Annotated in this window: 21 protein-coding genes and 1 pseudogene; 12 read left to right on the top strand and 10 right to left on the bottom strand. The window is 68.3% G+C overall.

Annotation, left to right across the window (positions count from 1 at the left end; genetic code table 11):
• Positions 1-204: 204 nt before the first annotated feature.
• The gene (locus BQ8420_RS01805) at positions 205-1,143 is read right to left on the bottom strand and encodes a 1,4-dihydroxy-2-naphthoyl-CoA synthase (RefSeq protein WP_087096042.1); all 939 of its coding nucleotides are present in this window, start codon (positions 1,141-1,143) and stop codon (positions 205-207) included.
• Between the two features lie 86 nt (positions 1,144-1,229).
• Positions 1,230-2,036: a DUF1932 domain-containing protein gene (locus BQ8420_RS01800; protein WP_087096041.1), complete on the bottom strand. Its 807-nt coding sequence runs from the start codon at positions 2,034-2,036 to the stop codon at positions 1,230-1,232.
• 41 nt (positions 2,037-2,077) lie between these two features.
• On the opposite strand from BQ8420_RS01800, the gene BQ8420_RS01795 reads away from it, so the two are divergent.
• The 8 genes from BQ8420_RS01795 (at position 2,078) to ligK (ending at position 9,509) form a co-directional block, all read left to right on the top strand.
• Entirely contained in the window at positions 2,078-2,755 is a 678-nt protein-coding gene (locus tag BQ8420_RS01795; protein WP_087096040.1) for a GntR family transcriptional regulator, read from the top strand.
• A 132-nt stretch (positions 2,756-2,887) separates the two neighbouring features.
• Positions 2,888-3,859 carry a DUF6282 family protein gene (locus tag BQ8420_RS01790; RefSeq protein WP_087096039.1) on the top strand — a complete coding sequence of 324 codons (972 nt, stop codon included), beginning with the start codon at positions 2,888-2,890 and terminating at the stop codon, positions 3,857-3,859.
• Positions 3,856-4,620: an ABC transporter ATP-binding protein gene (locus BQ8420_RS01785; protein WP_087096038.1), complete on the top strand. Its 765-nt coding sequence runs from the start codon at positions 3,856-3,858 to the stop codon at positions 4,618-4,620. The genes BQ8420_RS01790 and BQ8420_RS01785 overlap by 4 nt, the downstream gene beginning before the upstream one ends.
• Positions 4,620-5,480, top strand: coding sequence for an ABC transporter permease (locus BQ8420_RS01780; protein ID WP_087096037.1), 861 nt, complete (start codon positions 4,620-4,622; stop codon positions 5,478-5,480). Before BQ8420_RS01785 ends, BQ8420_RS01780 begins: the two co-directional genes overlap by 1 nt.
• Positions 5,481-5,563: 83 nt before the next feature.
• The gene (locus BQ8420_RS01775) at positions 5,564-6,583 is read left to right on the top strand and encodes an ABC transporter substrate-binding protein (RefSeq protein ID WP_087096036.1); all 1,020 of its coding nucleotides are present in this window, start codon (positions 5,564-5,566) and stop codon (positions 6,581-6,583) included.
• An 18-nt stretch (positions 6,584-6,601) separates the two neighbouring features.
• Positions 6,602-7,750 carry a 4-oxalomesaconate tautomerase gene (locus tag BQ8420_RS01770; protein ID WP_087096035.1) on the top strand — a complete coding sequence of 383 codons (1,149 nt, stop codon included), beginning with the start codon at positions 6,602-6,604 and terminating at the stop codon, positions 7,748-7,750.
• Positions 7,751-7,766: 16 nt separating this feature from the next.
• Entirely contained in the window at positions 7,767-8,783 is a 1,017-nt protein-coding gene (locus tag BQ8420_RS01765; protein WP_087096034.1) for an amidohydrolase family protein, read from the top strand.
• A 42-nt stretch (positions 8,784-8,825) separates the two neighbouring features.
• Positions 8,826-9,509 (top strand): 4-carboxy-4-hydroxy-2-oxoadipate aldolase/oxaloacetate decarboxylase, encoded by a 684-nt coding sequence (ligK, locus tag BQ8420_RS01760; RefSeq protein ID WP_087096033.1) that lies wholly within the window; start codon positions 8,826-8,828, stop codon positions 9,507-9,509.
• Between the two features lie 75 nt (positions 9,510-9,584).
• On the opposite strand, the gene BQ8420_RS01755 is transcribed toward ligK, so the two are convergent.
• Positions 9,585-9,890 (bottom strand): helix-turn-helix transcriptional regulator, encoded by a 306-nt coding sequence (locus tag BQ8420_RS01755; RefSeq protein WP_235005869.1) that lies wholly within the window; start codon positions 9,888-9,890, stop codon positions 9,585-9,587.
• Positions 9,890-10,243: a type II toxin-antitoxin system RelE/ParE family toxin gene (locus tag BQ8420_RS01750; RefSeq protein ID WP_235005868.1), complete on the bottom strand. Its 354-nt coding sequence runs from the start codon at positions 10,241-10,243 to the stop codon at positions 9,890-9,892. The genes BQ8420_RS01755 and BQ8420_RS01750 overlap by 1 nt, the downstream gene beginning before the upstream one ends.
• A 541-nt stretch (positions 10,244-10,784) precedes the next feature.
• Here BQ8420_RS01750 and BQ8420_RS01745 point away from each other — a divergent pair.
• Positions 10,785-13,169, top strand: a complete 2,385-nt coding sequence (locus tag BQ8420_RS01745) for a tetratricopeptide repeat protein (protein ID WP_087096072.1) — start codon at positions 10,785-10,787, stop codon at positions 13,167-13,169.
• A 16-nt stretch (positions 13,170-13,185) separates the two neighbouring features.
• Here the strand turns inward: BQ8420_RS01745 and BQ8420_RS01740 are convergent, their stop codons facing one another.
• The 3 genes from BQ8420_RS01740 to BQ8420_RS01730 all read right to left on the bottom strand — a co-directional run bounded on the left by BQ8420_RS01740 (position 13,186) and on the right by BQ8420_RS01730 (position 15,079).
• Entirely contained in the window at positions 13,186-14,031 is an 846-nt protein-coding gene (locus BQ8420_RS01740) for a phytanoyl-CoA dioxygenase family protein (RefSeq protein ID WP_143847060.1), read from the bottom strand.
• Between the two features lie 4 nt (positions 14,032-14,035).
• A complete protein-coding gene (locus BQ8420_RS01735; protein ID WP_087096030.1) occupies positions 14,036-14,659 on the bottom strand; it encodes a DUF6879 family protein in 624 nt (207 codons plus the stop codon).
• A 108-nt stretch (positions 14,660-14,767) separates the two neighbouring features.
• Complete coding sequence (locus BQ8420_RS01730; RefSeq protein WP_235005867.1) at positions 14,768-15,079, bottom strand: hypothetical protein; 312 nt, start codon at positions 15,077-15,079, stop codon at positions 14,768-14,770.
• Positions 15,080-15,475: 396 nt separating this feature from the next.
• Here BQ8420_RS01730 and BQ8420_RS01725 point away from each other — a divergent pair, with 396 nt between their 5' ends.
• Positions 15,476-16,423 carry an MBL fold metallo-hydrolase gene (locus BQ8420_RS01725; RefSeq protein ID WP_087096029.1) on the top strand — a complete coding sequence of 316 codons (948 nt, stop codon included), beginning with the start codon at positions 15,476-15,478 and terminating at the stop codon, positions 16,421-16,423.
• A 108-nt stretch (positions 16,424-16,531) separates the two neighbouring features.
• Here the strand turns inward: BQ8420_RS01725 and BQ8420_RS01720 are convergent, their stop codons facing one another.
• Positions 16,532-16,912: a hypothetical protein gene (locus tag BQ8420_RS01720; protein ID WP_235005866.1), complete on the bottom strand. Its 381-nt coding sequence runs from the start codon at positions 16,910-16,912 to the stop codon at positions 16,532-16,534.
• Between the two features lie 208 nt (positions 16,913-17,120).
• On the opposite strand from BQ8420_RS01720, the gene dnaE reads away from it, so the two are divergent.
• The gene (gene dnaE, locus BQ8420_RS01715; protein WP_369825462.1) at positions 17,121-20,306 is read left to right on the top strand and encodes a DNA polymerase III subunit alpha; all 3,186 of its coding nucleotides are present in this window, start codon (positions 17,121-17,123) and stop codon (positions 20,304-20,306) included.
• Between the two features lie 38 nt (positions 20,307-20,344).
• Here the strand turns inward: dnaE and BQ8420_RS01710 are convergent, their stop codons facing one another.
• The gene (locus tag BQ8420_RS01710; RefSeq protein WP_087096027.1) at positions 20,345-20,647 is read right to left on the bottom strand and encodes a DUF397 domain-containing protein; all 303 of its coding nucleotides are present in this window, start codon (positions 20,645-20,647) and stop codon (positions 20,345-20,347) included.
• 5 nt (positions 20,648-20,652) lie between these two features.
• The gene (locus BQ8420_RS01705; protein WP_087096026.1) at positions 20,653-21,507 is read right to left on the bottom strand and encodes a helix-turn-helix transcriptional regulator; all 855 of its coding nucleotides are present in this window, start codon (positions 21,505-21,507) and stop codon (positions 20,653-20,655) included.
• Positions 21,508-21,743: 236 nt separating this feature from the next.
• On the opposite strand from BQ8420_RS01705, the pseudogene BQ8420_RS01700 reads away from it, so the two are divergent.
• A pseudogene (locus tag BQ8420_RS01700) lies at positions 21,744-21,998 on the top strand (ATP-binding protein); the annotation flags it as partial.
• Between the last annotated feature and the right edge of the window lie 56 nt (positions 21,999-22,054).

Genomic DNA, 22,054 nt, shown 5'->3' with positions numbered 1-22,054 from the left:
CGGGGGCCCGGTGGATCCAGATTTCGGGCAGCATCGGCATGCGCGACCGCTGACGCGATGTGGGCGGCTCATCAAGCCGAGCACGATGCCTTCGATCTTTTGGGGGTCCCTCTCGGAGTCCGGCGTGGGTCGTGGGGACCCTACACCGGAAAGCCCGCGAAGGTATGGCCGGGACCGCCCGAAGCGGTCCCGGCCGTGCCCCGATCAGTAGTACCGAGGGAAGCCCGACCAGTCGGGGCTGCGCTTCTCCAGGAATGCCGTCTTGCCCTCCACGGCCTCCTCGGTCATGTAGGCGAGCCGGGTCGCCTCTCCCGCGAATAGCTGCTGCCCGAGCATCCCGTCGTCGGGAAGGTTGAAGGCGTACTTGAGCATCCTGAGCGCCTGCGGGGACTGGTCGGAGATGTCGGTGGCCATCCGCACCGCCGTGTCCTCCAGCTCACCGTGGTCGACCACGGTGTTGACCGCGCCCATCTCCTGCATCTCGGTGGCCGAGTACGCCCGGGCCAGGAAGAAGATCTCCCGCGCCCGCTTCTGGCCGACCTGACGGGCCAGCAGCGCCGAACCATAGCCCCCGTCGAAGGATCCGACGGTGGCGTCCGTCTGCTTGAAGAACCCGTGCTGTCGGGAGGCGATGGTCAGGTCGCACACCACGTGGAGCGAATGTCCGCCGCCGGCCGCCCAGCCGTTGACCACGGCGATGACGACCTTGGGCATGGAGCGGATCAGCCGCTGGACCTCCAGGATGTGCAGACGGCCCTGGTCGGCCTTGCGCTGCTCACCGTCGGAACCGTCGTCCTCGTACAGGTAGCCGTCCCGACCGCGCACCCTCTGGTCCCCGCCGGAGCAGAAGGCCCAACCGCCGTCCTTGGCGGACGGGCCGTTGCCGGTGAGCAGGACGGTACCGATCACCGTCCAGGAGCGCGCGTGCTCCATCGCCGTGTAGAGCTCGTCGACCGTGTGCGGCCGGAAGGCGTTGCGCACCTCCGGGCGATCGAAGGCGATACGCACCGCACCGATGTCGTTGCCCGCGCCACTACGCGCGGGTCCGACATAGCGGTGGTAGGTGATGTCGGTGAAGTCGAAACCCTCGACCTTCTTCCATTCAGACTCTCTGAACGGCCGCTCGTTCGCCGACGTTTCCATCCCTTTGCCTCTTTTCCGTGACACCAATGGGGTTCAACGCTGTCGCGTGTCGATCAAGATCATCCCAGGTGGCGTCGAGCCCGCCGTCAGGTGCTCAGGCGGCGCAGGTGGGCGACCGTGGCGTCGGTGACGGGATGGTCCACCCCGAGTTCCTCCAGGTAGGCCTGGGCCGCTTCCATCTCGTGGACGCGGCGGCCGGCGTGCTGACGTGTGCCGTCGACGAGGCGGTCGACCAGGGCCGCACCGTTCTCGCCGAACTCGGCGGCGATCTGGTCGCGGAGGTCGCCGTCCGCCCCGACGGCGCTCGCGGCGTCGAGCGATTCGATGATCAGCGCCGCGAGGCCCTTCATGAACACGCTGCGCAGCATCTTGCGGGCGGCGGCGTCGCCGGCCTCTTCGGAGACCGCGCGCACGGGTGTGCCCAGGGGCGAGAGCGCGGCGGTGAAGGTTTCGGCTCCGCTGCCGGCGGCGAGCAGCGGTGTCCGGCTGCCCTCCCGTGGGACGGGGGCCATGACCGCGACGTCGGCGAAGGGAACGCCGGCGTCGGAGGCCAGGACCCCGAGCGCTTTCTTCTCCCCCGGGGAGAGGGTGTTCAGGTCCGCGTAGACCGCTGAGGCGGGCATCAGGGCGAGCACCTGCGTCGCGACCTTCTCCGCGGCGTCGGGGCCCACGAGGCTGATGACGATCTCCGTTTCGGCGAGCGCCTCCGCCGGCTCGGCGTACTGCACGATGGGCGAGTCGGACAACGCGACGAACGGGTCGTAGCCCTTGACCCGGGCCCCGGCCTCGGCGAGTCCTTCGCCGATGAGCCTGCCGGCCTCACCCAGGCCGACCATGGTGATGACGATCATCGCGTCCTCCGGTAGCGAGTGCCCTTCAGATGTGAACAACATTGTTTACAATAATGCACACCAAGATGAGCGAAAGGAAGACCATGACCCAGGAGGCAGTAGAGCAGGGGCCGCAAGGGAGTGTCAGTGACGCCGACCGCGTGGCGTCACGCCTTCGCCAGGCCATCGTCGCCGGAGACTTCGCCCCCCGACAGCGTCTGGTGGAAACCGATCTCATCGAGATGTTCGACGCCAGCAGGGGCGCGGTGCGCGCGGCCCTGGCGACCCTCACCGTGGAGGGCCTGGTGGAGAAGATCCGCAATCGCGGCGCCCGGGTGCGCGCCGTCGACCTGGACGAGGCGCTGGAGATCGTGGAGGTGCGCGCGGCCCTGGAGTCGATGTGCGCGGCCCGCGCCGCCGAACGCATAGACGACGACGGCATGGCGAGGCTGCGGTCCTTGGGCGAGGTGATGCGCGAGGCGGTGGACACGGGTGACGGGGAGGCCTATTCGCAGGCCAACCGTGATCTGCACCAGGCGGTGCTGGACATCAGCGGCGCCAAGGTGGCGCCCGACGTCGTCCAGCGACTGCGCGCCCAGAACGTCCGGTACCGCATCCGCCTGGCCATGCAGCCGCATCGACCCGCCACGTCGTTGCCCGAGCACTTGGAGATCGTGGAGGCGGTCTGCGCGAAGGACCCCGAACGCGCCGCGAACGCCATGCGGGCGCACCTGGAGAGTGTCTTCGAGGCGACACGGGAGTACTTCACCGAGCGGAAGTAAACGCCCATCGCCCGCGTTGCGCCCCTACGCCTGGAGGCCACCTACCCCCTGACCTGACGTTACGTGGGTATTGACGGATGTGACCAAGATCGTTAACAATGTCGCTCACTAGTTCGTTAGCGAAGGGGCGGCATGTCGCATCACCCAGAACCCACCGCACACGCCCGCCGGCTCGTCCAGGATGCCTACGACATCCACGTTCACATCGCCCCCGATGTGATGAAGCGCAGGGTCAGCGATCTCGAACTCGCCCCCCGTTTCAAGCGGCACGGCCTGGCGGGCTTCGTGCTCAAGTCCCACTACACCCCCACCACCGAACGCGCCGAGGTCGTCCGCAACGTCCACCCGGACGTGGACGTACTCGGCGCCATCACCCTCAACGCCTCCGTGGGCGGACTCAACCCCGTCGCGGTCGAGATCGCGGCGCGAGGCGGCGCCCAGTTCGTCTGGCTCCCCACCGTGGACAGCGACAACCAGCGCAGCTGTCTCTCCGAGGCCCCCGAAGGCTCCACCCCGCCCATGTGGGCGCAGATCCAACAGGACCTGCGCGACGACGGGATCATCAGTCCCACCGTCGACGTGCTCGACGAGAACGGCGAGGTGGCGACCGCGGCCCGTCAGGTCCTCGACGTCATCGCCAAGCACGACATGACGCTGGCCACCGGGCACCTGCACGGTGACGAGTCCTCGAAGGTGATCGCCTACGCCCGGGAACGCGGTGTCCGACGCATCGTCGTCACCCACCCGGAGTTCACCTCCCAGCGCATCCCCGCCAAGAACCAGAAGACGCTCGCCGAACACGGCGCCTACCTGGAGCGCTGCCTGACCACCCCGCTGACCGGCAAAGTGTCCTGGCGGGTGTGGCTGGACAACATCCGCGCGGCCGGACCGGAGTCCTCCGTCATCAGCTCGGACCTGGGCCAGCCCTTCAACCCGCCGGTGGAAGACGGTCTCGCCTTGGCCGCGGACGTCCTGCTCAAGGACGGTTTCACCGACCAGGAGGTGCGCCTGATGGTGGTGCACAACTCGCGCCGGCTCGCGGGCGCCGACCCACTGCCCGACGCCCCGTCGGCCCACCACGAGGAAGGGGCGATCTCCACATGAGCGTCGTTCTGGAGGTCGAGCACCTCACCAAGGAATTCCAACGCGACGACGTGGCCACGGTGGCCCTGCGCGACTTCAACCTCACCATCGAGCAGGGAACCTTCGTCACCATCCTGGGCCGCTCCGGTTGTGGCAAGTCCACCATGCTGAACCTGCTCTCCGGGCTCTCCAAGCCCACCTCGGGACGGGTGCTGCACCGGGGCGAAGCGCACACCGGCCCCACCCCCGACATCGGGTACCTGACCCAGACCGACACGCTCATGCCCTGGCGGAGCGTGCGGCGCAACGTCGAGATGCCCATGGAGATCGCGGGCGTCGAGAAGTCCGAGCGCGAGGCCAAGGCCCTGGACCTCGTCGCCACGGTCGGGCTGTCCGACTTCGCCGACAACTACCCGCGTGAGCTCTCCGGTGGCATGCGCCGCCGCGCGAGTCTGGCCCGCATGCTCGCCAACGGCGCCGAGACCATCCTGATGGACGAGCCCTTCGGCGCCCTGGACGCCCAGCTCCGTTCCGAGCTCCAGGTGGAGTTGCTGCGGCTGTGGTCGCGGACCGGGCACACCATCGTCTTCGTCACCCACGACATCGAGGAGGCCCTGCTACTCGGCGACCGCGTCGTCGTCCTGGGTCCGCTCGGCACCATCCTGCTGGACCAGGAAGTGGACATCGAGCGCCCGCGCGACCCCGACGAGACCAAGGTGCGACCGCGGTTCGTGGAACTGCACTCCACGCTGGCCGCCGCGCTGAAGAAAGGAGCGCGCTGATGAGCACCGGATCGGTTTCCCCGTCCCAGACCAACGACGGTCTGAGCACGAGCGGCCCCGTCAAAGAGGCCCGCCGACGCAGTTGGTGGTACCGCCACGGCCGCACCACGCTGGTGTGGTCGCTGCGAGCGGGGGCGCTCGCGCTCTTCCTCCTGCTCTGGCAGTTGGCCGGCAACCTGGTCGCCAACCCCATGTTCGTCTCCAACCCGATCGCCGTCGGGGAACAACTGATCGACTGGGTCCAGGACGGCACCCTGGGCACGCACACCTGGATCACCATCCAGGAAGTGGTGCTCGGTTACGTCATCGGTGCCCTCACCGGCGCGCTCGCCGGTTTCGTGCTCGCCTCGATCCGCATCGTCTACGACGTGTTCGAGCCGTTCATGATGGCGCTGTACTCGATCCCCAAGGTGGCGCTCGCACCACTGTTCATCGTGTGGTTCGGCATCGGCCTGGACATGAAGGTCATCCTGGCGGCCGTCAGCGTGTTCTTCCTGGTCTTCCTCAACACCGCCGCCGGCGTCCGCGACGTGGACCGCGGTCTCATCGACGCCGTCCGGCTGATGGGCGGATCGAACAAGGACGTCGCCTTCAAGGTGGTCCTGCCGGCCTCCATGTCCGGTCTGCTGACCGGTCTGAAGGTCTCGATCCCGTACGCGCTCATCGGCGCGGTGATCGGTGAACTCGTCGCCTCCAACCGCGGCCTGGGTTACCTCATCAACGACGCCGCCGCGCAGTTCAACACCGCGGGCGTGTTCGCCGCGGTCGTGGTCCTGACCGCACTGGCCATGGTCCTCAACGCCCTCGTGAGCGTTCTGTCCTCCCGAGCCAACCGCTGGAAGCCGCTCGGCGCCGAGTAGCGCCCACGCGGGCCTCATGCGATCCATCCCCCAGGTCGGGAGCGTTTCTCGACCTCCCAACACTCGATCGAGAGTCGGACATCATGAAACTCAGCACGCACCTCAGGACGGCGGCCGCGATCGCGGCGACCGCGAGCCTCATCGTGACATCGGGTTGTGCCGGCGGGGGCGACTCCGACCCGGACGTCCTCAACGTGGGCCAGATCAGCGACTCCGTCGCGTTCTTCCCGCTCCACGTCGCCGAGGAGAACGGCTACTTCGAGGAGGAGGGGGTCCAGCTCGGCGAGCGTCCCCGCCTGGGCACCGGCGCCAAGCTCGCGGCGGCCCTGACCTCCGGTTCCATCGACGTGGCCGCCGGTGTCCTCACCGACACGTTCAACCTGGCGGAGAACAACCCCGACACGCGGCTCACCGGTTCCCTGGTCACCGAGTACTACGTGGACGTGGTGACGGCCCCGGACTTCGAGGGGGACCCGGACGCGCCCCTGGAGGAGAAGATCCAGGCGCTGGAGGGCAAGAACATCGGTATCACCGGCCCGGGGTCGGGGACCGAGGCGCTGCTGATCTACCTGTTCGAGCAGGCCGGCATGGACGCCAACACCGACGCCACCCTGGTGAACCTGGGCGGCGTGCCCTCGTCGGCCATCGGCGCCCTGTCCTCGGGGCAGGTGGACGCCCTGGCCTTCTTCCAGCCGACCGGACAGATGGCCGAGGCCGAGGGGGTCGGCGACATCTACCTCTCGCCGCAGCGTGGCGACGTCCCCGACATGTCCGGGGCCCTGCACGGGACGCTGTTCAGCACCTCCGACGTGATCGAGAACAAGAGCGAGCAGATGGAGGGCTTCAACCGCGCCATCAACCGCGCGCTGGAGTTCATCGAGACCGACCCCGAGGGAAGTGCGGAGCTGCTCTCGTCCTACATGGACGGCACCGACCCCGAGGCGCTCGAAGCGCTCAACGAGATCCTTGCGCAGGAGTTCGCCACCTCCACGCAGGTGCAGCAGGACGCCTTCGGTGTCGCGACCGACTTCCACATGGAGTCCGGTCTGGTCGAGGAGGCGCCCGCCTACGACGAGCTGGTCTGGTCCGAGGTCCGGGAATAGCGCCGCGCGAGGATGAGAATGACAGTTTCGAGCACACCATCGGCTCGCGGGGGCCGACTCGCGATCCCCTCCGTGCTGATGCGCGGCGGTACCTCTCGCGGGCCGTTCTTCGCCCGCGCCGATCTGCCCGATGACGACGAGACCCTCGCCCGGGTGTTGCGGTCCGCCCTCGGTTCCCCCCACCCGTTGCAGGTCGACGGGGTGGGGGGCGGGCACCCGCTCACCTCCAAGGCGGGCATCGTCGGCCCGAGCACCGAGCCCGGGGTCGACCTCGACTTCCGGTTCGCCCAGCTCAGGCCGGACGACGACTCGGTGGACATGAACGCCAACTGCGGCAACCTGTTGGCCGCCGTGGTGCCCTTCGCCATCGAGGCCGGGATGGTCGTGCCCGTGGAGGACACCACCACGGTGCGGGTGCGCACCCTCAACACCGGGGCGATCGCCCACATCTCGGTGCGCACGCCCGAGGAGGGCGGCGTGCGGGGCGTGGAGTACGCCGGGGACACCCGCATCGACGGTGTGCCGGGCACCTCCGCTCCGGTGACGATCGGATTCCTGGACACCGCCGGTTCGATCGCCGGTTCCCTGTTGCCGACGGGGAACCGGCGCGACACGGTCGAACTTCCCGGGGTGGGGGCCATCGACGTCACCTGCGTCGACAACGGACAGCCCCTCGTCATCGTGGACGCCTCCGTGCTCGGCGTGACCGGGCGGGAGAGCCCCGCAGAACTCACCGCGAACCCCGAGCTGCGCGAGCGGGTGGAGGCGTTGCGCCTGACCTGCGGTGAGCTCATGGGGCTGGGCGACGTCTCAGGCCGCAACTACCCGAAGATGACGCTGGTCTCGCCGCCCGAGGACGGCGGCGCCCTGACCACCCGCAGCTTCATCCCTCGGGTGGTCCACGAATCCATCGGCGTGCTGGCCGCCGTCACCGCCGCCACCGCCTGCGTGCTGCCGGGGACGGTCGCGCACGAACTGGCGACCCTCCCCACCGCGAACGACACCGATACCACCCTGGCCATCGAACACCCGAGCGGCGCCTTCGAGGTGCGGCTCGGCCAGGACCCCGGGGATCCCACCCGCATCACCCGCTCGGCGCTCGTGCGCACCGCACGCGCGCTCATGGCCGGAGAGCTCTACGTCCCTCTGGGCATCTGGAATCCCTGAAGAAGGAAGCACACTGATGATCATCGACTGCCACGGGCACTTCACCACCGCACCCGCCGCGCTCGGCGACTGGCGTCAAGCTCAGATCGCCGCGCTCGACGGTGGTCCCCAGCCCGCTGATCCCAACATCGGCGACGAGGACCTGCGCGAGGCGATCGAGAGCAACCAGCTCCGCCTCATGGACGAACGCGGCATCGACCTGACCGTGTTCTCGCCCCGGGCCTCCTTCATGGCCCACCACGTCGGCGACGCGGCCACCTCCTCCCGGTGGGCCGCGATCTGCAACGACCTCATCGCCCGGGTGTCGGAACTCTTCCCCGAGCGCTTCGCCACCGCCGCCATGCTGCCGCAGTCCCCCGGCGTGGACCCGGCCGAGTGCCTTCCCGAACTGCGTCGCGCCGTGGAGGAGCTCGACGCGGTGGCGATCAACCTCAACCCGGACCCCTCCGGTGGACTGTGGGACTCGCCCCCGCTCACCGACCGGTCCTGGTACCCCATCTACGAGGCGATGTGCGAGTACGACATCCCCGCGATGGTGCACGTGTCCACCAGCGTCAACCCGGCCTTCCACACCACCGGGGCGCACTACCTCAACGCCGACACCACCGCCTTCATGCAGCTGGTCCAGGGCGACCTGTTCGCCGACTTCCCGGACCTGAAGCTCATCATCCCGCACGGCGGCGGCGCGGCCCCCTACCACTGGGGCCGCTTCCGCGGACTGGCGATGGCGCTGGGCAAGCCGGAGCTGGAGGAGCACGTGATGCGCAACGTCTACTTCGACACCTGCGTGTACCACCAGCCCGGCATCGACCTGCTGTTCGACGTCGTCCCGAACGAGAACATCCTCTTCGCTTCGGAGATGATCGGCGCCGTCCGCGACGTCGACCCGTGCTCGGGCCACTACTTCGACGACACCGGTCGCTACATCGAGGGCGCGAAGCTGCCCGACGCCGAACGCGAGGCGGTCCTGGAGGGCAACACCCGCCGCGTGTACCCGCGTCTGGACGCCAGGTTGAAGCGCCAGGGGCGCTGAGCGCCGCTCCCCATACCGTCCACCCAACTCACGAGGAGAGTCATGACCGAGCTCGGAGTCGTCCACCGTTCCATCGAGCGCGCCGCCCCGGAGGCGGTCGAGGCGCTGTCCCACTACGGGGTCGCCACCGTGCACGAGGCCCAAGGCCGCACCGGCCTGCTGCGGCCCTACGTCCGGCCGATCTACCCGGAGGCCAAGCTGTGCGGGACCGCGGTCACCGTGTTGTTGCAGCCCGGCGACAACTGGATGTTCCACGTCGCCGCCGAACAGATCAGACCCGGTGACGTGGTCGTGGCCGGTTGCACCACCGAGTCCGAGGACGGGTTCTTCGGTGAGCTGCTGGCCACGTCCTTCCGCGCCAGGGGCGCGGCCGGCCTGATCATCGACGGCGGCTGCCGCGACGTCGCCGAGCTCTCCGAGATGGACTTCCCGGTGTTCAGCCGCTCGATCAACGCCAAGGGCACCGTGAAGGCGACCCTGGGATCGGTCAACGTCCCCGTCACCGTGGCCAACGCCCTGGTCAACCCGGGCGACGTCGTCGTCGCGGACGCCGACGGTGTCGTCGTGGTGCCGCGCGAGTCCGCCGCGCGGGTGGCCGAGGCGTCGCGCCTGCGTGAGGAGAACGAGGAGTCCAAGCGCGCCCGGTTCCGCGACGGCGAACTGGGGCTGGACATGTACAAGATGCGCGAGAAGCTGGCCACGGCGGGCCTGCGCTACGTCGACTGACCGGCGCCTCCCCCGGAGGCAAGAGGACGGCACCCACCGCGTCGGTGGGTGCCGTTGCCGTGACCGAGCGAAACCCTAGGCGATCTGGAACTTCTGATCGCCGAGCTCGACCTCCACGTGCAGCGAACCGCCGAGAGCCTCGATGTAACGTCGCAGGGTATCGATCTGGGTGCGTTCAATACCGCCCCGCTCGATGCTGGACACCCGGTTCTGGCTGACGTTCAGCCGCTCGGCGAGTTCGACCTGGGTCAGGGCGGCCTCTTCGCGGAGTTCACGCAGCCGGTGGACGAGCACGTCTTCCAGCATCCGACGCTTGTGCGCGTTCACCGCTTCGCGGTCGACGGGCCGCTCATTCAGCATGTCCTGCAAGCTCGTACCCATCACTGCCCTCCCCTGACCCCTTCGAGATGCTCGTCGAACAGGGCGTCTGCGATCCGAATGCTCCTGGTGTACCACTTACTCCAGTCCCCGGACTTGTCTCCCGCCACGAGCATGATCGCCTGGCGTCGGGGATCGAACGCGAACAGGACTCTCAATTCCGAACGGCCACTGGAGCCGGGGCGGAGCTCCTTCATGTTCTTGTGTCGTGAGCCATGGATCGTGTCGACCACGGGACGCCCCAACGTTGGCCCGAACTCCGCAAGGATTTCGAGCGCCGCGACCACCTGCTCATAAGAGTCCGCGTCGAGTCGCCTCAACCACGGCTGCACCAGTTCAAGTTCGATCTTCCACACGATGATAACGCTACAATGCATGTGTTGTAAACCATGTGCGTTTTACCAGAAACCTCTCCGTCGGGGAGAGATCCTCGCCTGCTGAGGTAGGCGAGAGACTCAGGGCTCGCACCAGTCCGGGCACAGGCTCGCCACCGGCTATCCACAGCTCGTTCAACGTGCACCGGCGCGACCACGCTCGTGTGTGGTCTTCTCGATGTATCAGCGGACTCGGTTTCACGCGAGCTTCATACTGTCCGGGCTCATGGTGCGCGACGGCGCCCGTCGGGAGAGCTTGGAGACCTTCGGCATACCCGGCAAGCCCGCACCCACCGCGTTGGTGGGTGCCGTCGTCGTTCGAGCACGCTTTCTCGGTGGATCACCGCCGGGGCGGACCCGAACCTGGTATGCCTGGGGACTTGTCGGCGTCACCGGAGACCGATTCGGGGGATTGGCCTCGGGCCATCGCGGCAATAGATTACGCAGCCTCGACGATGGATGAGGAAGCATGTCCCAGGCACCAGGTTCCCCCCACCCCTCCCCAGGTGACACCCGTTCCCAGATGAGTGGCAAGGCGTCCGAGGTCGTCCAGGCCCGGGACGTCAGCGGAGGGATCCACTTCCACTACGGCACCGGGTCGCGGTCGGCCCGGCCACGCCAGTTGCCCCGGGGCCTGCGGGTGTTCGTCAACCGCGCGAGTAATCTGGCCGCGCTCGATCAGACCCTCGAAGGCGAAAATCCTCCCACGGTGGCCTACGTGATCGCCGGAACCGCCGGGGTCGGCAAGACCTCGCTCGCCCTGCACTGGGCGCACCGGGTCAGCGACCACTTCCCCGACGGCCAGTTGTACGTGGACATGCGCGGCTACGACCCGGGCGCTCCGCTCACCGCCGACCAGGCCCTGGAGTTCTTCCTGCCCTCCCTCGGGGTGCCGGCCTCGGCCGTCCCCGCCGGCACCGAGAGCAAGGCGACGCTGTACCGGTCCCTGCTCGCCGAACGACGCATGCTGGTGGTCGTGGACAACGCGGCCACCGTCGGCCAGGTGCGCCCGCTGCTGCCGGGCAGCGGCACCAACCTGGTCCTGGTCACCAGCCGGAGTCGGTTGTCCGGGCTGATGGTGCGCGACGGCGCCCACCGGGAGAACCTGGAGATCCTGCCGGAGGCTGAGTCGGTCGCGTTGCTGTCCGCCACCATGGCCGGGTACCGGCCGGTCGACAGCGCGGAGGACCTGGCAGAGCTGGCCCGACTGTGCGCGCACCTGCCCCTGGCCCTGCGCGTGGCCGCCGAGCGTGCGGCGAGCCGACCGAGCATGCCGCTGGCCGACCTCATCACCGATCTGCGCGATGAGTCCTCCCTCTGGGACGCCCTGTCCGCCGACGACGAGGACGAGGCCAGCGCGGTCCGTTCGGTGTTCGCCTGGTCCTACCGGGCCCTGCCGCGCCAGGCCGCGCTGCTCTTCTGCCTGTTGGGGCTGCACCCCGGTGCGGAGTTCGGTGCCGCCGCCGCGGAGGCGATCGCCGGTAACGCCTTGGAGGTTTCGGGGGTGGGCCGACTGCGTACCGCATTGGACACCCTGACCGGCGCCTACCTGTTGGAGGAGGGCCGCGGCGGCCGTTACCGCTTCCACGACCTGCTGCGCGCCTACGCCGTGGACCGGGCCCGCTACGAGGTCACCCAGGAGGAACAGCTCGCCGCCGTGGAGCGCGTGTGCACGTGGTACCTGCACAGCGCGCACGCCTGCGCCGCCGTGTTGGCCCATGACACCTCGTTGTTGCCGCCCCTGGACGTCCCCGGGGACGTGGTCCCGGCGTCCTTCGCGGACCGGAAGGTGGCGGCGGCCTGGTACGCCGAGGAGCGGGAGAACCTGCTGGGCGCGATGACGGCGGCCGAGGGAACCGGGCTCACGGAGTTGGTGAGCCGGTTCGCGACGGTGCTGGAACGGCTGTACTCCACCTTCAACCACTTCCGTGACTGGCGCGTCTCGGCGAGAGCCGGGCTACGGGCCGCCCGTGAACAGGGCGACCGGGTGAGCGAGGCCGAACTGCGTGAGAGTCTGGGCCGTCTGGAACGGATGACGATGCGCTTGGACGAGGCGGCCGAACACCATCGCGCCGCCACGGAGATCCATCTAGGACTCGGTGACACACTGAGCGCCGCCAAGTCCCGCAACGGGTCGGGATGGATCCACCTGTTCGCGCACCGGCTGGACGAAGCCCACGCCGAGCTGACCGAGGCACTCGCCGCGGTGGAAGGGACCGGTGACACCTACTGGACCGCGACCGTGCGATACAGCCTCGGTTACACCTGCGCCCAATCGCTTCGTTCGCAGGAGGCGGACCGGCACTTGAACGCGGCCTTGGCAGGTTTTCGGGAGCTGTCCGATCCGCTCTACGAATCCCTGGTCCTCACCGCCCGCAGCCTGGTGGAGTTGAACAGGCAGAACGTTTCGAGTGCGTTGACCCACGCGGAACGAGCCGTGGAGATCGCACGTTCGGTGGAGAACGTGCTGTGGGAGGGCACCGCGCTCCTCTACCTGGGTCGGGCCCAGAGAGCGGCGGGGCGGGCGGAGGAGGCCCTGGAGTCCTACCAGCGCGCGGTGTTGGTGTTCCGCCGCGAGGGTGACGCAAGCCGGGAGGCCATCGCCGTGGGCGGTGCGGGGAGCGCGTACCTCCTACTCGGCAGGTACACGGAGGCGGTCGACTTCCATCGTCGTTCGGTGGCGGTGCACCGGAGCCTGTCGGACCATTGGAAGGTCGCGAAGGGCCTGCTGTACTTGGCGCAGGCGTTGGAGGGTCGGGAGGGTTCGGACGTGCGAGAGGAGGGCCGCGAGGAAGCCGCGCGTCACCGGTCGGAGGCCTTGGAGATCCTCAGCGGGTATGACGACCCCAGGTCAGACGAGCTACGTGAACGCGCCCGCGCCGTGCCCGCACCGGAAGAGGGTGCCTAGAACGGCGGTGGGGCGGTCACCATTCGAAGTCGCCGAGCAGTTCCTTGGTGTCCTGGCGGCCGTCCGCCCGGAGCCGGTCCGACAGCCGCACCCGTGGATCCACCCCTCTGCTGGTCTCGGCCCTGATCCACGCGGGGACCAAGCCCAAGAGCAGCAGGATGCGAGCGCCGGCGGCCTGGGTAGAGGGAACGCTGCGGTGCCAGAGATCGGCGTGGATGAGGACGGCGTCTCCAGGCTCGAAGTACAGCCGCACCTCACCCGGCCGTTCGTCGCCGTCGCCGAGCGGGATGCGGGTGTGCGGGTCGGCGTGCGAGCCGGGCAACAGGCACAGGGCGCCCTCCTGCTCGGTGACCGGTCGCAGATAGAGCAGACAGTGGATCTGGTGCGGGTGGCTGAACAGGGGCGGTAGCGGGTGCGGGATGACCGGGAGGTGCGCGTGCCAGGGCACTGCCACCCCGACCTTGCCCGGGTAGTTCATCCGCGCTTCCACCTCCACCCGTACCTGTGGCCCCAGCACCGTTCGGGCGATCGACAGGGCCGGTTCCAGGCGTAGGAGGGGATGGAAGGTGACGTCCTTGTCGAGCAGGGACCTGAGGTAGATGTTCTCGCCGGGCAGGTACTCCGCTTGGGGGAGGCCCGCCTCGGCCTCGGACAGCGCGATGACGGCCTCGGCGAGTTCCTCGGCGTGGTCGGCGCCGATCATGCCCCGGCGCACCAGGTAGCCCTCCCGAACCAGAGCGTCCAGGTCGCCGGGGTCCGCCGAGGTACGCACGGTTCGGGTCGGATAATGGTCGACCTGATCATTGAGGACGAAGTCGGTGCGTGTTCCCGGTCCTCTTTTCGCTTCCCGGTCGGCAGTCACTCGCTCACCTGCCGGCGTTGGAGGAAGTGGTGCGGACCCGTTCCCGCACGCCACGCCGTGTCGGAGTCGTGGATGGGGCCGCCGTCGAGGCGGAACGGGGTTCCGGTACCACCACCGGGCTGTTCCGAAGTCGGGCCACCAGTTCCCCGAGGGGGAAGGACCGGCTGTGGAACTCCCGCCAGGCCAGACGGGCCTCCGTCAGTCGGCGGGGGTCGTCGTTGTGGTTGACGTAGAGGAGCCGGCCCTGGGGGTCGTAGGCCAGGTCCAGAACGGTGGTGTCGTCGAAGAGCCAGGTGTCGGTGTGGGTGACGTCGGGGACGTCCTCGCGGAAGATGAAGCGGATGTCCTCGCCCGCCGGGCCGTTGATCGCGTAGTACCAGGAGATCTCGAAGTTCAGGTAGGGCGTGAGCTCCTTGTCGATGATGTGCACGCGGCCCATGTAGCGGCCTTCGGCCACACATCGACGAATGTTGTCGGCCCACTCGCGGTTGCGGTCCGGCGGCAGTGGTGCGCCGCTGAGGAAGAGTTCGTAGTTCTCCTTCTCCTCCGGTACGTCGTAGAAGGGGAGGGTCTCGATCCGCGTGGCCGATGAGGCGAACTCCGTGAAGTAACGGCCGAACTGATCCATATTGAGAATCATGTGCATTTTCCCGTGCTGATCATCATGCGTACGCAGGTGCGAGCGAGCCCTGGAATCCACCTTGCACAAGGCATTCCACGGGGCTAGGAAGAAAGGTCACCCATCGTCGGGGCGCTCCGCTGACATCGCCCGTTCAAGGACGTATCTAGGGATTTCGACCAGGCTCTCACCTGGAGGAACGTCCAGTTCAACACTATCGCCACTCACAGTGAACCCCTGCACGAGGATGGTTCCGTTCGCGGTTTCGTAGACCGTCGGACAGGGCCCGTTGCCGCATCCGGATCCACCGATCACCTTGAGCACCAGCAGGCACTCCTCCCTGAGGGAAGGGACATTATATTCGAGTGTCACACCCACTCCGAAGAGCGTCAAGAAGGCAAGTCGGGAAAATTGATTCTTAATTCTCATAGGACCACAGGAGGTCCTTTTGGCCTCTTGGCGGGTGCTTCCCGATACGCTAGGAAAAGACCTTGACGTGAGGGAATCCCGATATGCCGGAGCATCCCGTGACAAAAGATGCACCAGGAGTCGATGGCGATCGCGGCGCTTCCCTACGAGCAGACCCCGCACGCCGAATCCCCCACCCGGAGTCATATCCCCGGTTCACAGTGGCTCCCGTCGGGGGTGTCGGCAGCCCACCCCCACCAAGCCCAGTCTCGGACGCGCCCCTCAAGGACCCAAGGTCACGGCTTTCCAGACATACCGCCCCACACCGAAAGCCCCGAATACCCTCAGAGAAAGGACGTTCGGCAGACTGGACGGCCACCCACTCCCCCCCTCCCCCCACGGAGAACGAGGCCAGCGATGACCACTCACACCCGCCGACCCCGCGGATCACAGGGTGGCGGCCTGCTCCGTCCCTCTTTGTCCCCCTGGGTCGACCTGCGCGAACCCGCTGCGGCTGACACCCCTGGCCGGTTGCGCGCGGTGTTCTTGGGGGTCTCCACGGTCCTGCTCACCGACGGCGAGACGTCGGTACTGACCGACGGTTTCTTCAGTCGTCCGAGCAAGCTCGACCTGGCGTTCAAGCGGCTCGTCCCGAACCCGGCCCGGGTGCGGGCCACGCTCGCGCGCTTCGGCATCTCCCGCCTGGACGCGGTGTTCGTGGTGCACTCCCACTTCGACCACGCCCTCGACGCTCCCCTGGTGGCCGAACTGACCGGGGCGCGGCTCATCGGCTCGGAGTCCACCCACAACATCGCCGCCGGTCAGGGGCTGGACCGCGACCGTTGCGACCAGGTGGTCCTGGGCGAACCCATGCGGTTCGGCTCGCTCACGCTCACCGCGCTGTCGGCGGAGCACAGCCCCGGTGACATCGCCCCCGGCGTGATCGGCCGTCCGTTGCGGAGCGGGCGCGCCGGGGACTTCAAGACCGGTGACTGTTACTCGCTGCACGTGGCCCACCCCGACGGGGAGTTGCTGATCCACGCCAGCGCCAACTGGGTGCCGGGCGCCCTGGACGGCCACCACGCGGACACGGTCTACCTGGGGGTGGGCACGCTCGGCAAGCAGGACGGGGGGTTCCGGTCCGACTACTGGCACCACCTGGTGGAACGTACCGGCGCGCGGCGGGTGGTGCCGATCCACTGGGACGACTTCACCGTCTCCCTGGACCACCCGCCCCGGCCGCTGCCCCGGTTGGTCGACGACCTCGGCTCCACCCTGGACTTCCTGTCCGGGCGGGCCGAGGACGAGGGTGTGGACCTGGCCCTGCCGGTCCTGGGGCGTCGTACCGACCCCTTCAGGACCTGACCCACCCACCTACGGGCCCGCGCGAAGCCGCCCGGGCATCGGCCGGGGAACCACCGGCGGCCCGCCGCCACAGAAGTGTGGCAGCGGGCCGTGTCCCGTGAGAGCGGGTCAGGACCGCCAGGTTCGCACCACGTGCAGCACGACCGCGATCACGGCGAGGATCCCCCACGCCATTCCCTCGGGGGTGGACTCGGCCATCCAGGCGGCGGCTACGATACCGAGCGCGCCCCACCCGGCGACCTTGCGCGTCCGTTCGAAGCGCGTGGCGGAGCCGGACCGCTCGTGCTCTCCTTCACGCTTCGGCGCGGTCTCCGATTCCATGCGCGTGGCCAGCGAATCGGCGATCTCGGTGTCGAAGTCCGGGCCGAGTTCGCGTGCGGCGGAGATCGCGGTGGCGATCTCGTCGCGCAGGTCGGTGGCACGGGCGGGGGATGTGGTGGTGGTCCAGCCGTGCGGGTCGGTGGTTCGAACGGGGGGTGTGGTGGCCATGATGTCTCTCCTCCAACGGTTTTACCGGCCATAGCAGCCCGAGGGCGGAGCTCTGAGGCTACGGTACGGTCTCCGCCCCGGATGTAGCCACGCGGGACGGCGAAGCGTCCGTTCGCACTGGTGAGGATGCGGATCCGATCATCCTGCGCTAAGGTTTCGAACATAGGTTCGATCACGGCGCCTTCCCCTTCTGCCGCTTACGGGAGGGGTGTCACCGTTGTTCGCGCATCTGCGCTCGGCGTCGTCGTTCTCCTTTCGGCACGGCACCGTCCCGCCCGCGGCCCTGGTCGAACGGGCCGCCCTCGACGAACAACCGGTGCTGGCCCTCACCGACAGGGGCGGGCTCTTCGGGGTCGCCGAGCACCTTCGGGCCTGTGCGGAGACCGGGGTGCGCCCCGCGCTCGGGGTCGATCTGGCCCTGGCCTCGCCCGGGGGCGGTCGGGTAGTCCTGCTGGCCCGCGGCGCCCGGGGTTGGGCCAATCTGTGCCGGCTGGTCACCTCCGTCCACCACTCCCCCGGACCGGTGGCCGCCACCCCCGAGCAGATCGCCCGACACCACGAGGGGCTGGTGGTGCTGCTCGGCAACGACTCCGACGTGGGTCGCGCCATGGCCCAGGACCTGCCCGTGCGCGCCCGCGACCTGCTGCACGCCTGGCGGAACCTGGGTGTGGAGATCGCCCTGGCTCCACACGACCACGGTGCCGCCGGGCAGCGCCGCACCGCCCGGGACCTGGTCCGTCTCGCCGACGACGAACACGTGCTGGCGGTGCTCACCAACGCGGCCCGCTACCCGACCGGCGAACACGCCGGGGTGGCACGAGCCTTGGACCGGATCCGCAGACACGCCCCCGGTGGCTATCGGCCCGAGCCCCGCACCGACCGGGCGCACCTGGCCACCGGTGCGGAGATGCACCACGTCGCGGCCGGGGTGTGCGGCGGGGACACCGCGCGCGCACGACGCCTGGTCGCCCACACCCTGGCCCTGGCCACCTCCTGCGCCCTGGACCCCGCCGCCGACCTGGGCTGGGGCCGCCTCCACCTGCCCGAGCGGCACGAGGCCGCCGCCGAGCTGCGTTCCCTGGTCACCGACGGAGCCACCCGTATGGGCCGGGCCGCCGAGGAACGCGCCCGGCACGAACTGGAGGTCATCGACCGGATGGGGTTGGCGAGCTACTTCCTCACCGTCGCTGACGCCGCCCGAGCCATCCGGGACAAGAACATCCGTTGCTCCGCGCGCGGATCGGCCGTGGGAAGCCTCGTCGTCCACCTGCTCGGAATCTCCGCGATCGACCCCTTGGAACACCGGCTCTCGTTCGAACGGTTCTGCACCCCGAGCCGGCCCGGCCTGCCGGATGTGGACCTGGACGTGGAGTCGGCGCGCAGGTTGGAGGCCTACGACGCGGTGATCGCCGCCCACCCCGGGGCCAGCGCGGCCGTGGCGATGATGGAGACCTACCGGGCCCGCAGCGCGCTGCGCGACGCGGGGACCGCCCTGTCCCTGCCCGCGGTGGAGGTCGACCGGATCGCCTCGGTCTTTCCCCGGGTGCGCGCCTCCCGGATCACCGAGACCGCGCGCGAACTCCCCGAACTACGGAACCTGGACGGTCTGGACACCGCACACGTGAAGAAGCTGTTCGCACTGGCCGAGCGGCTGTCCGGGCTGCCCCGCCATGTGGCGATGCACCCCTGTGGCCTGGTGCTGTCCGACCACGCCCTGGACGACCGGGTCCCCACCCAGCCCTCGGGGGCCGGTTACCCGATGGTCCAGGCCGACAAGGAGGACGTGGAACACCTGGGTCTGCTCAAGCTGGACGTGCTGGGGGTGCGGATGCAGTCGTCACTGGCGCACACCGTCGAGGAGATCGGCCGAACCGAGGGGACGCGCCCGGACCTGGAGGCCCTACCGGACAGCGACCCGGCCACCGCCCACATGGTCGGCGCCTCCCACACCCTGGGCTGCTTCCAGATCGAGAGCCCGGGCCAGCGCGAACTGGTGTCCCGGCTGCGCCCGCGCGGGGTCGCCGACCTGATCGCCGACATCTCCCTGTTCCGGCCGGGTCCCATGGGCACCGACATGGTCGGCGCCTACCTGGGGGCGCGGGAGGGCACGGAGCCGCCCCGGCTGCCCCATCCGTCCCTGGCCCCCGTGCTGGCCGAGACCGGTGGCGCGCTGCTCTACCACGAACAGCTCCTGCGCGCCCTGGACACCATGACCGGTTGCGGGGCCGACGAGGCCGAGGCGATGCGGCGCGCGCTGGCCACCGACCAGGGGCGTCGAGAGGTGGAGACCCGGGTCCGCGTCCTGATGACCGAGCGCGGGCACGACGAGCGGACGATCGAGGACACGTGGCGGCTGGTGGCGGCCTTCGGAAACTTCGGGTTCTGCAAGGCGCACGCCGCCGCGTTCGCCCTGCCCACCCACCAGTCCGCCTACCTCAAACGGCACTTCCCTGCGGCGTTCTTCGCGGGGGTGATGTCCCATGATCCCGGCATGTACCCACGGCGGGTGCTGTTGCACGACGCCCGCAGGCTGGGGGTTCCGGTGCTCGCGTTGGACGTGAACGTCTCCGGTCGGCACTGGCACGTGGACACCGACGCCGAGGGGCGGTGGGGTCTGCGGCCGTCCCTGTCGGACGTGGGCGCCCTCACCGGGGCCGAACTCGACCGGTTGCTGACGCGGCGGCCGTTCACCGACCCACGCGACCTGCTCGCCCGGGCAGGCCTGTCCCGCGAGTCGGTGGACAACCTGGTGTTGGCCGGGGCCCTGGACTCCCTGGCCGGGGTCACCGGTGTCCCCGGCGCCCCGGACCGGCGCGACCTGCTCGTGCACGCACACACCCTGGTTCGATCGCACGGGGTGGACCGTGGGGGTGGCCACCACCGCGTCGTGGGGAGTACGGCCGACCAACTCTCGTTGGGCACCGTCCCCACGGAGGTACCGGTGGGGACGGGGGCGCCGATGACACACGCCGAACGCGTGGCCGAGGAACTGCGGGTGCTGGGTTATGAGCTGTCCGGGCACCTGTTGGACCGGTACGCCGAACACCTGGCCGCACTGGCCGCCGCCCACGACCTCGTACAGGCCCAGGACCTGCACCGGGTTCCGGACGGGGCGCGGGTCATGGTCGCGGGGGTGCGGGTCTGCACGCAGACCCCGCCCACACGATCTGGGCGCAGGGTCGTCTTCACCACCGTGGAGGACCGGACCGGGCTGGTCGATGTGGCCCTGTTCGAGGACGCCCAACGGCACTCGGCGGCCTCGGTGTTCGGCTCCGACCTGGTGGTGGTCCACGGACGGGTGCGGCGGGCGGCCCCGGGCGCGCTGCCCACCCTCACCGCCACCCGGGTCCGGTCGCTTGATGGGAACGCCGGCGCCTCATCCGGAAAGGGGTGAGGCGCCGGCGTCGACGTAGTTCGTTCGGGGAGGAGGGGTCAAGCGCGGGCGATGGCGAGGAAGGCGTCCCACTCGGAGGAGGGGAAGGGGATGTGTCCGTCGGTGGGGTGCTTGGAGTCCCGAAGTGCCGCGCCACAGGGCAGGTCGGCAACCTCTACACAGTTCTGGTCATGGCCGCTGTAACTGCTCTTCCGGAAGCCGGTGGGGAGATGCGCGACCTCCACGCAGTGGTTGTTGACACCGCTGTAGCTGCTCTTGTGGAAGCTGGGGAAGTGGGCAACCTCCACACACTCACCGTTAACACCGCTGTAGCTGCTCTTTCGCCACGCTAGCTCAGTCACTACTCTCACTCTTCTAGCTCGTCAAGGATGCGCTCGATGAAGGACAGAGACTGCACCGGTGTGAGCGAACACCCTTGCGCGTTTCCGAACATGTCATTGAACATCCTGATCTGATCGCACTCTTCGAGATACAGGCTAGTCGCCGGGTTCTCCAGGTATGCAATGCTCGAATCTCTAATGTCTGGAAAGTCCATAACGATGAAGGTTCCCTCGGTAGCAGGATGGGCTCCTGCCGTGAAAGGGAGAACGAAGATGTCCACGTTGTGACGTGACGCCATGTTGATCAGGTGCTGCAACTGTTCCCGCATCACCTTCTCTGACCCGACCACGCGTCGTAGGGCAGCTTCATCAATGATGGCCTGGTAGCTCGGTGGGTTCACTTCGTTCAGGATGCCTTGCCGAGCAACCCGAGCAGCGACCCGCTGAGCGATCTCGTCGTCGTTCCGGACCTTGTTGGCGCGAAACACTGCGTCGGCGTATGCAGGAGTTTGCAGCATCCCTGGCACAACTTGTGCGTGATAAGTCCGAAACGCGCATGCTTCGGCTTCGAAGTCGGGAAGCATTTGAGGGAGTACATCCTTGTAGCGGGACCACCAACCGCGCTGCTTCGCGTCGCGCGCAAGCGAGTGCATCGCCTCCCTGGTTGAGGGATCATTCACCTCATAGAGGTCGAGGAGCTTATCCAGGGCACTGGTCGGGACACTCTTTGATTCAGCCTGCTCCATCTTCCCCAGGTTCGATTTGCTCAACTCTGCCTGTTTTGCGGCCTCGACCAGAGTCAACCCCGCCTCAGAGCGTAGGCGTCTGAGCTCGGAGGACAGGCGGCGCCGTCGAATGCTGGGACTGTAGGGCGTGGGCATGCAGTGAGCCTAACGGAAATGAACTGATTGAGGAATCCTAACTTTAGCGTTGACAGATGAGGATTCCTAGATCAACATGGACGCGAGGCCAGTGACTGGGCTCTCACAGGGGGTCACAGCCACTCAGGCTATGCCGTGCCCCTTTCCCTCCTCCGGGAAATCGTGAAGGTCGTTGACCTAGCGGGTGCGCCGAATTGTCCATTTCCCTCACCCTTGTGACAGGAGTTCTATTCGTCATGCCCGTAAACGCACCTTTGGCCGGTCTGCCCGACGTCACCCTTCCGCTCGGTGAACTCATCCCGCCGTTCCAGCGGCACTACTTCACCGGCCCCGACGACATCCGCTTCTTCAAGTCCCGCTGCTACACCTTCGGCCGCTCGGTCCAGTACATGCCGCTGGTACGCGCCTTCCTGAACACCTGCGCCGCCCAGCGCGGCACCGACTACCGCTACCTGTTCACCCTGCTCGGCAGCGAGCTCGCCAACAACGCCCGTGCGCCATGAGGCGCTTTGTTGTATCCCCGGAACATCCGGGAGGAACTCGAAGG

The organism is Nocardiopsis sp. JB363 (genome assembly GCF_900143625.1).
In the GTDB taxonomy this organism is placed as follows: Bacteria; Actinomycetota; Actinomycetes; order Streptosporangiales; family Streptosporangiaceae; genus Nocardiopsis.
The sequence above is the reverse complement of the archived record's forward strand: the minus strand, read 5'-3'. Positions and strand labels throughout refer to the sequence as shown.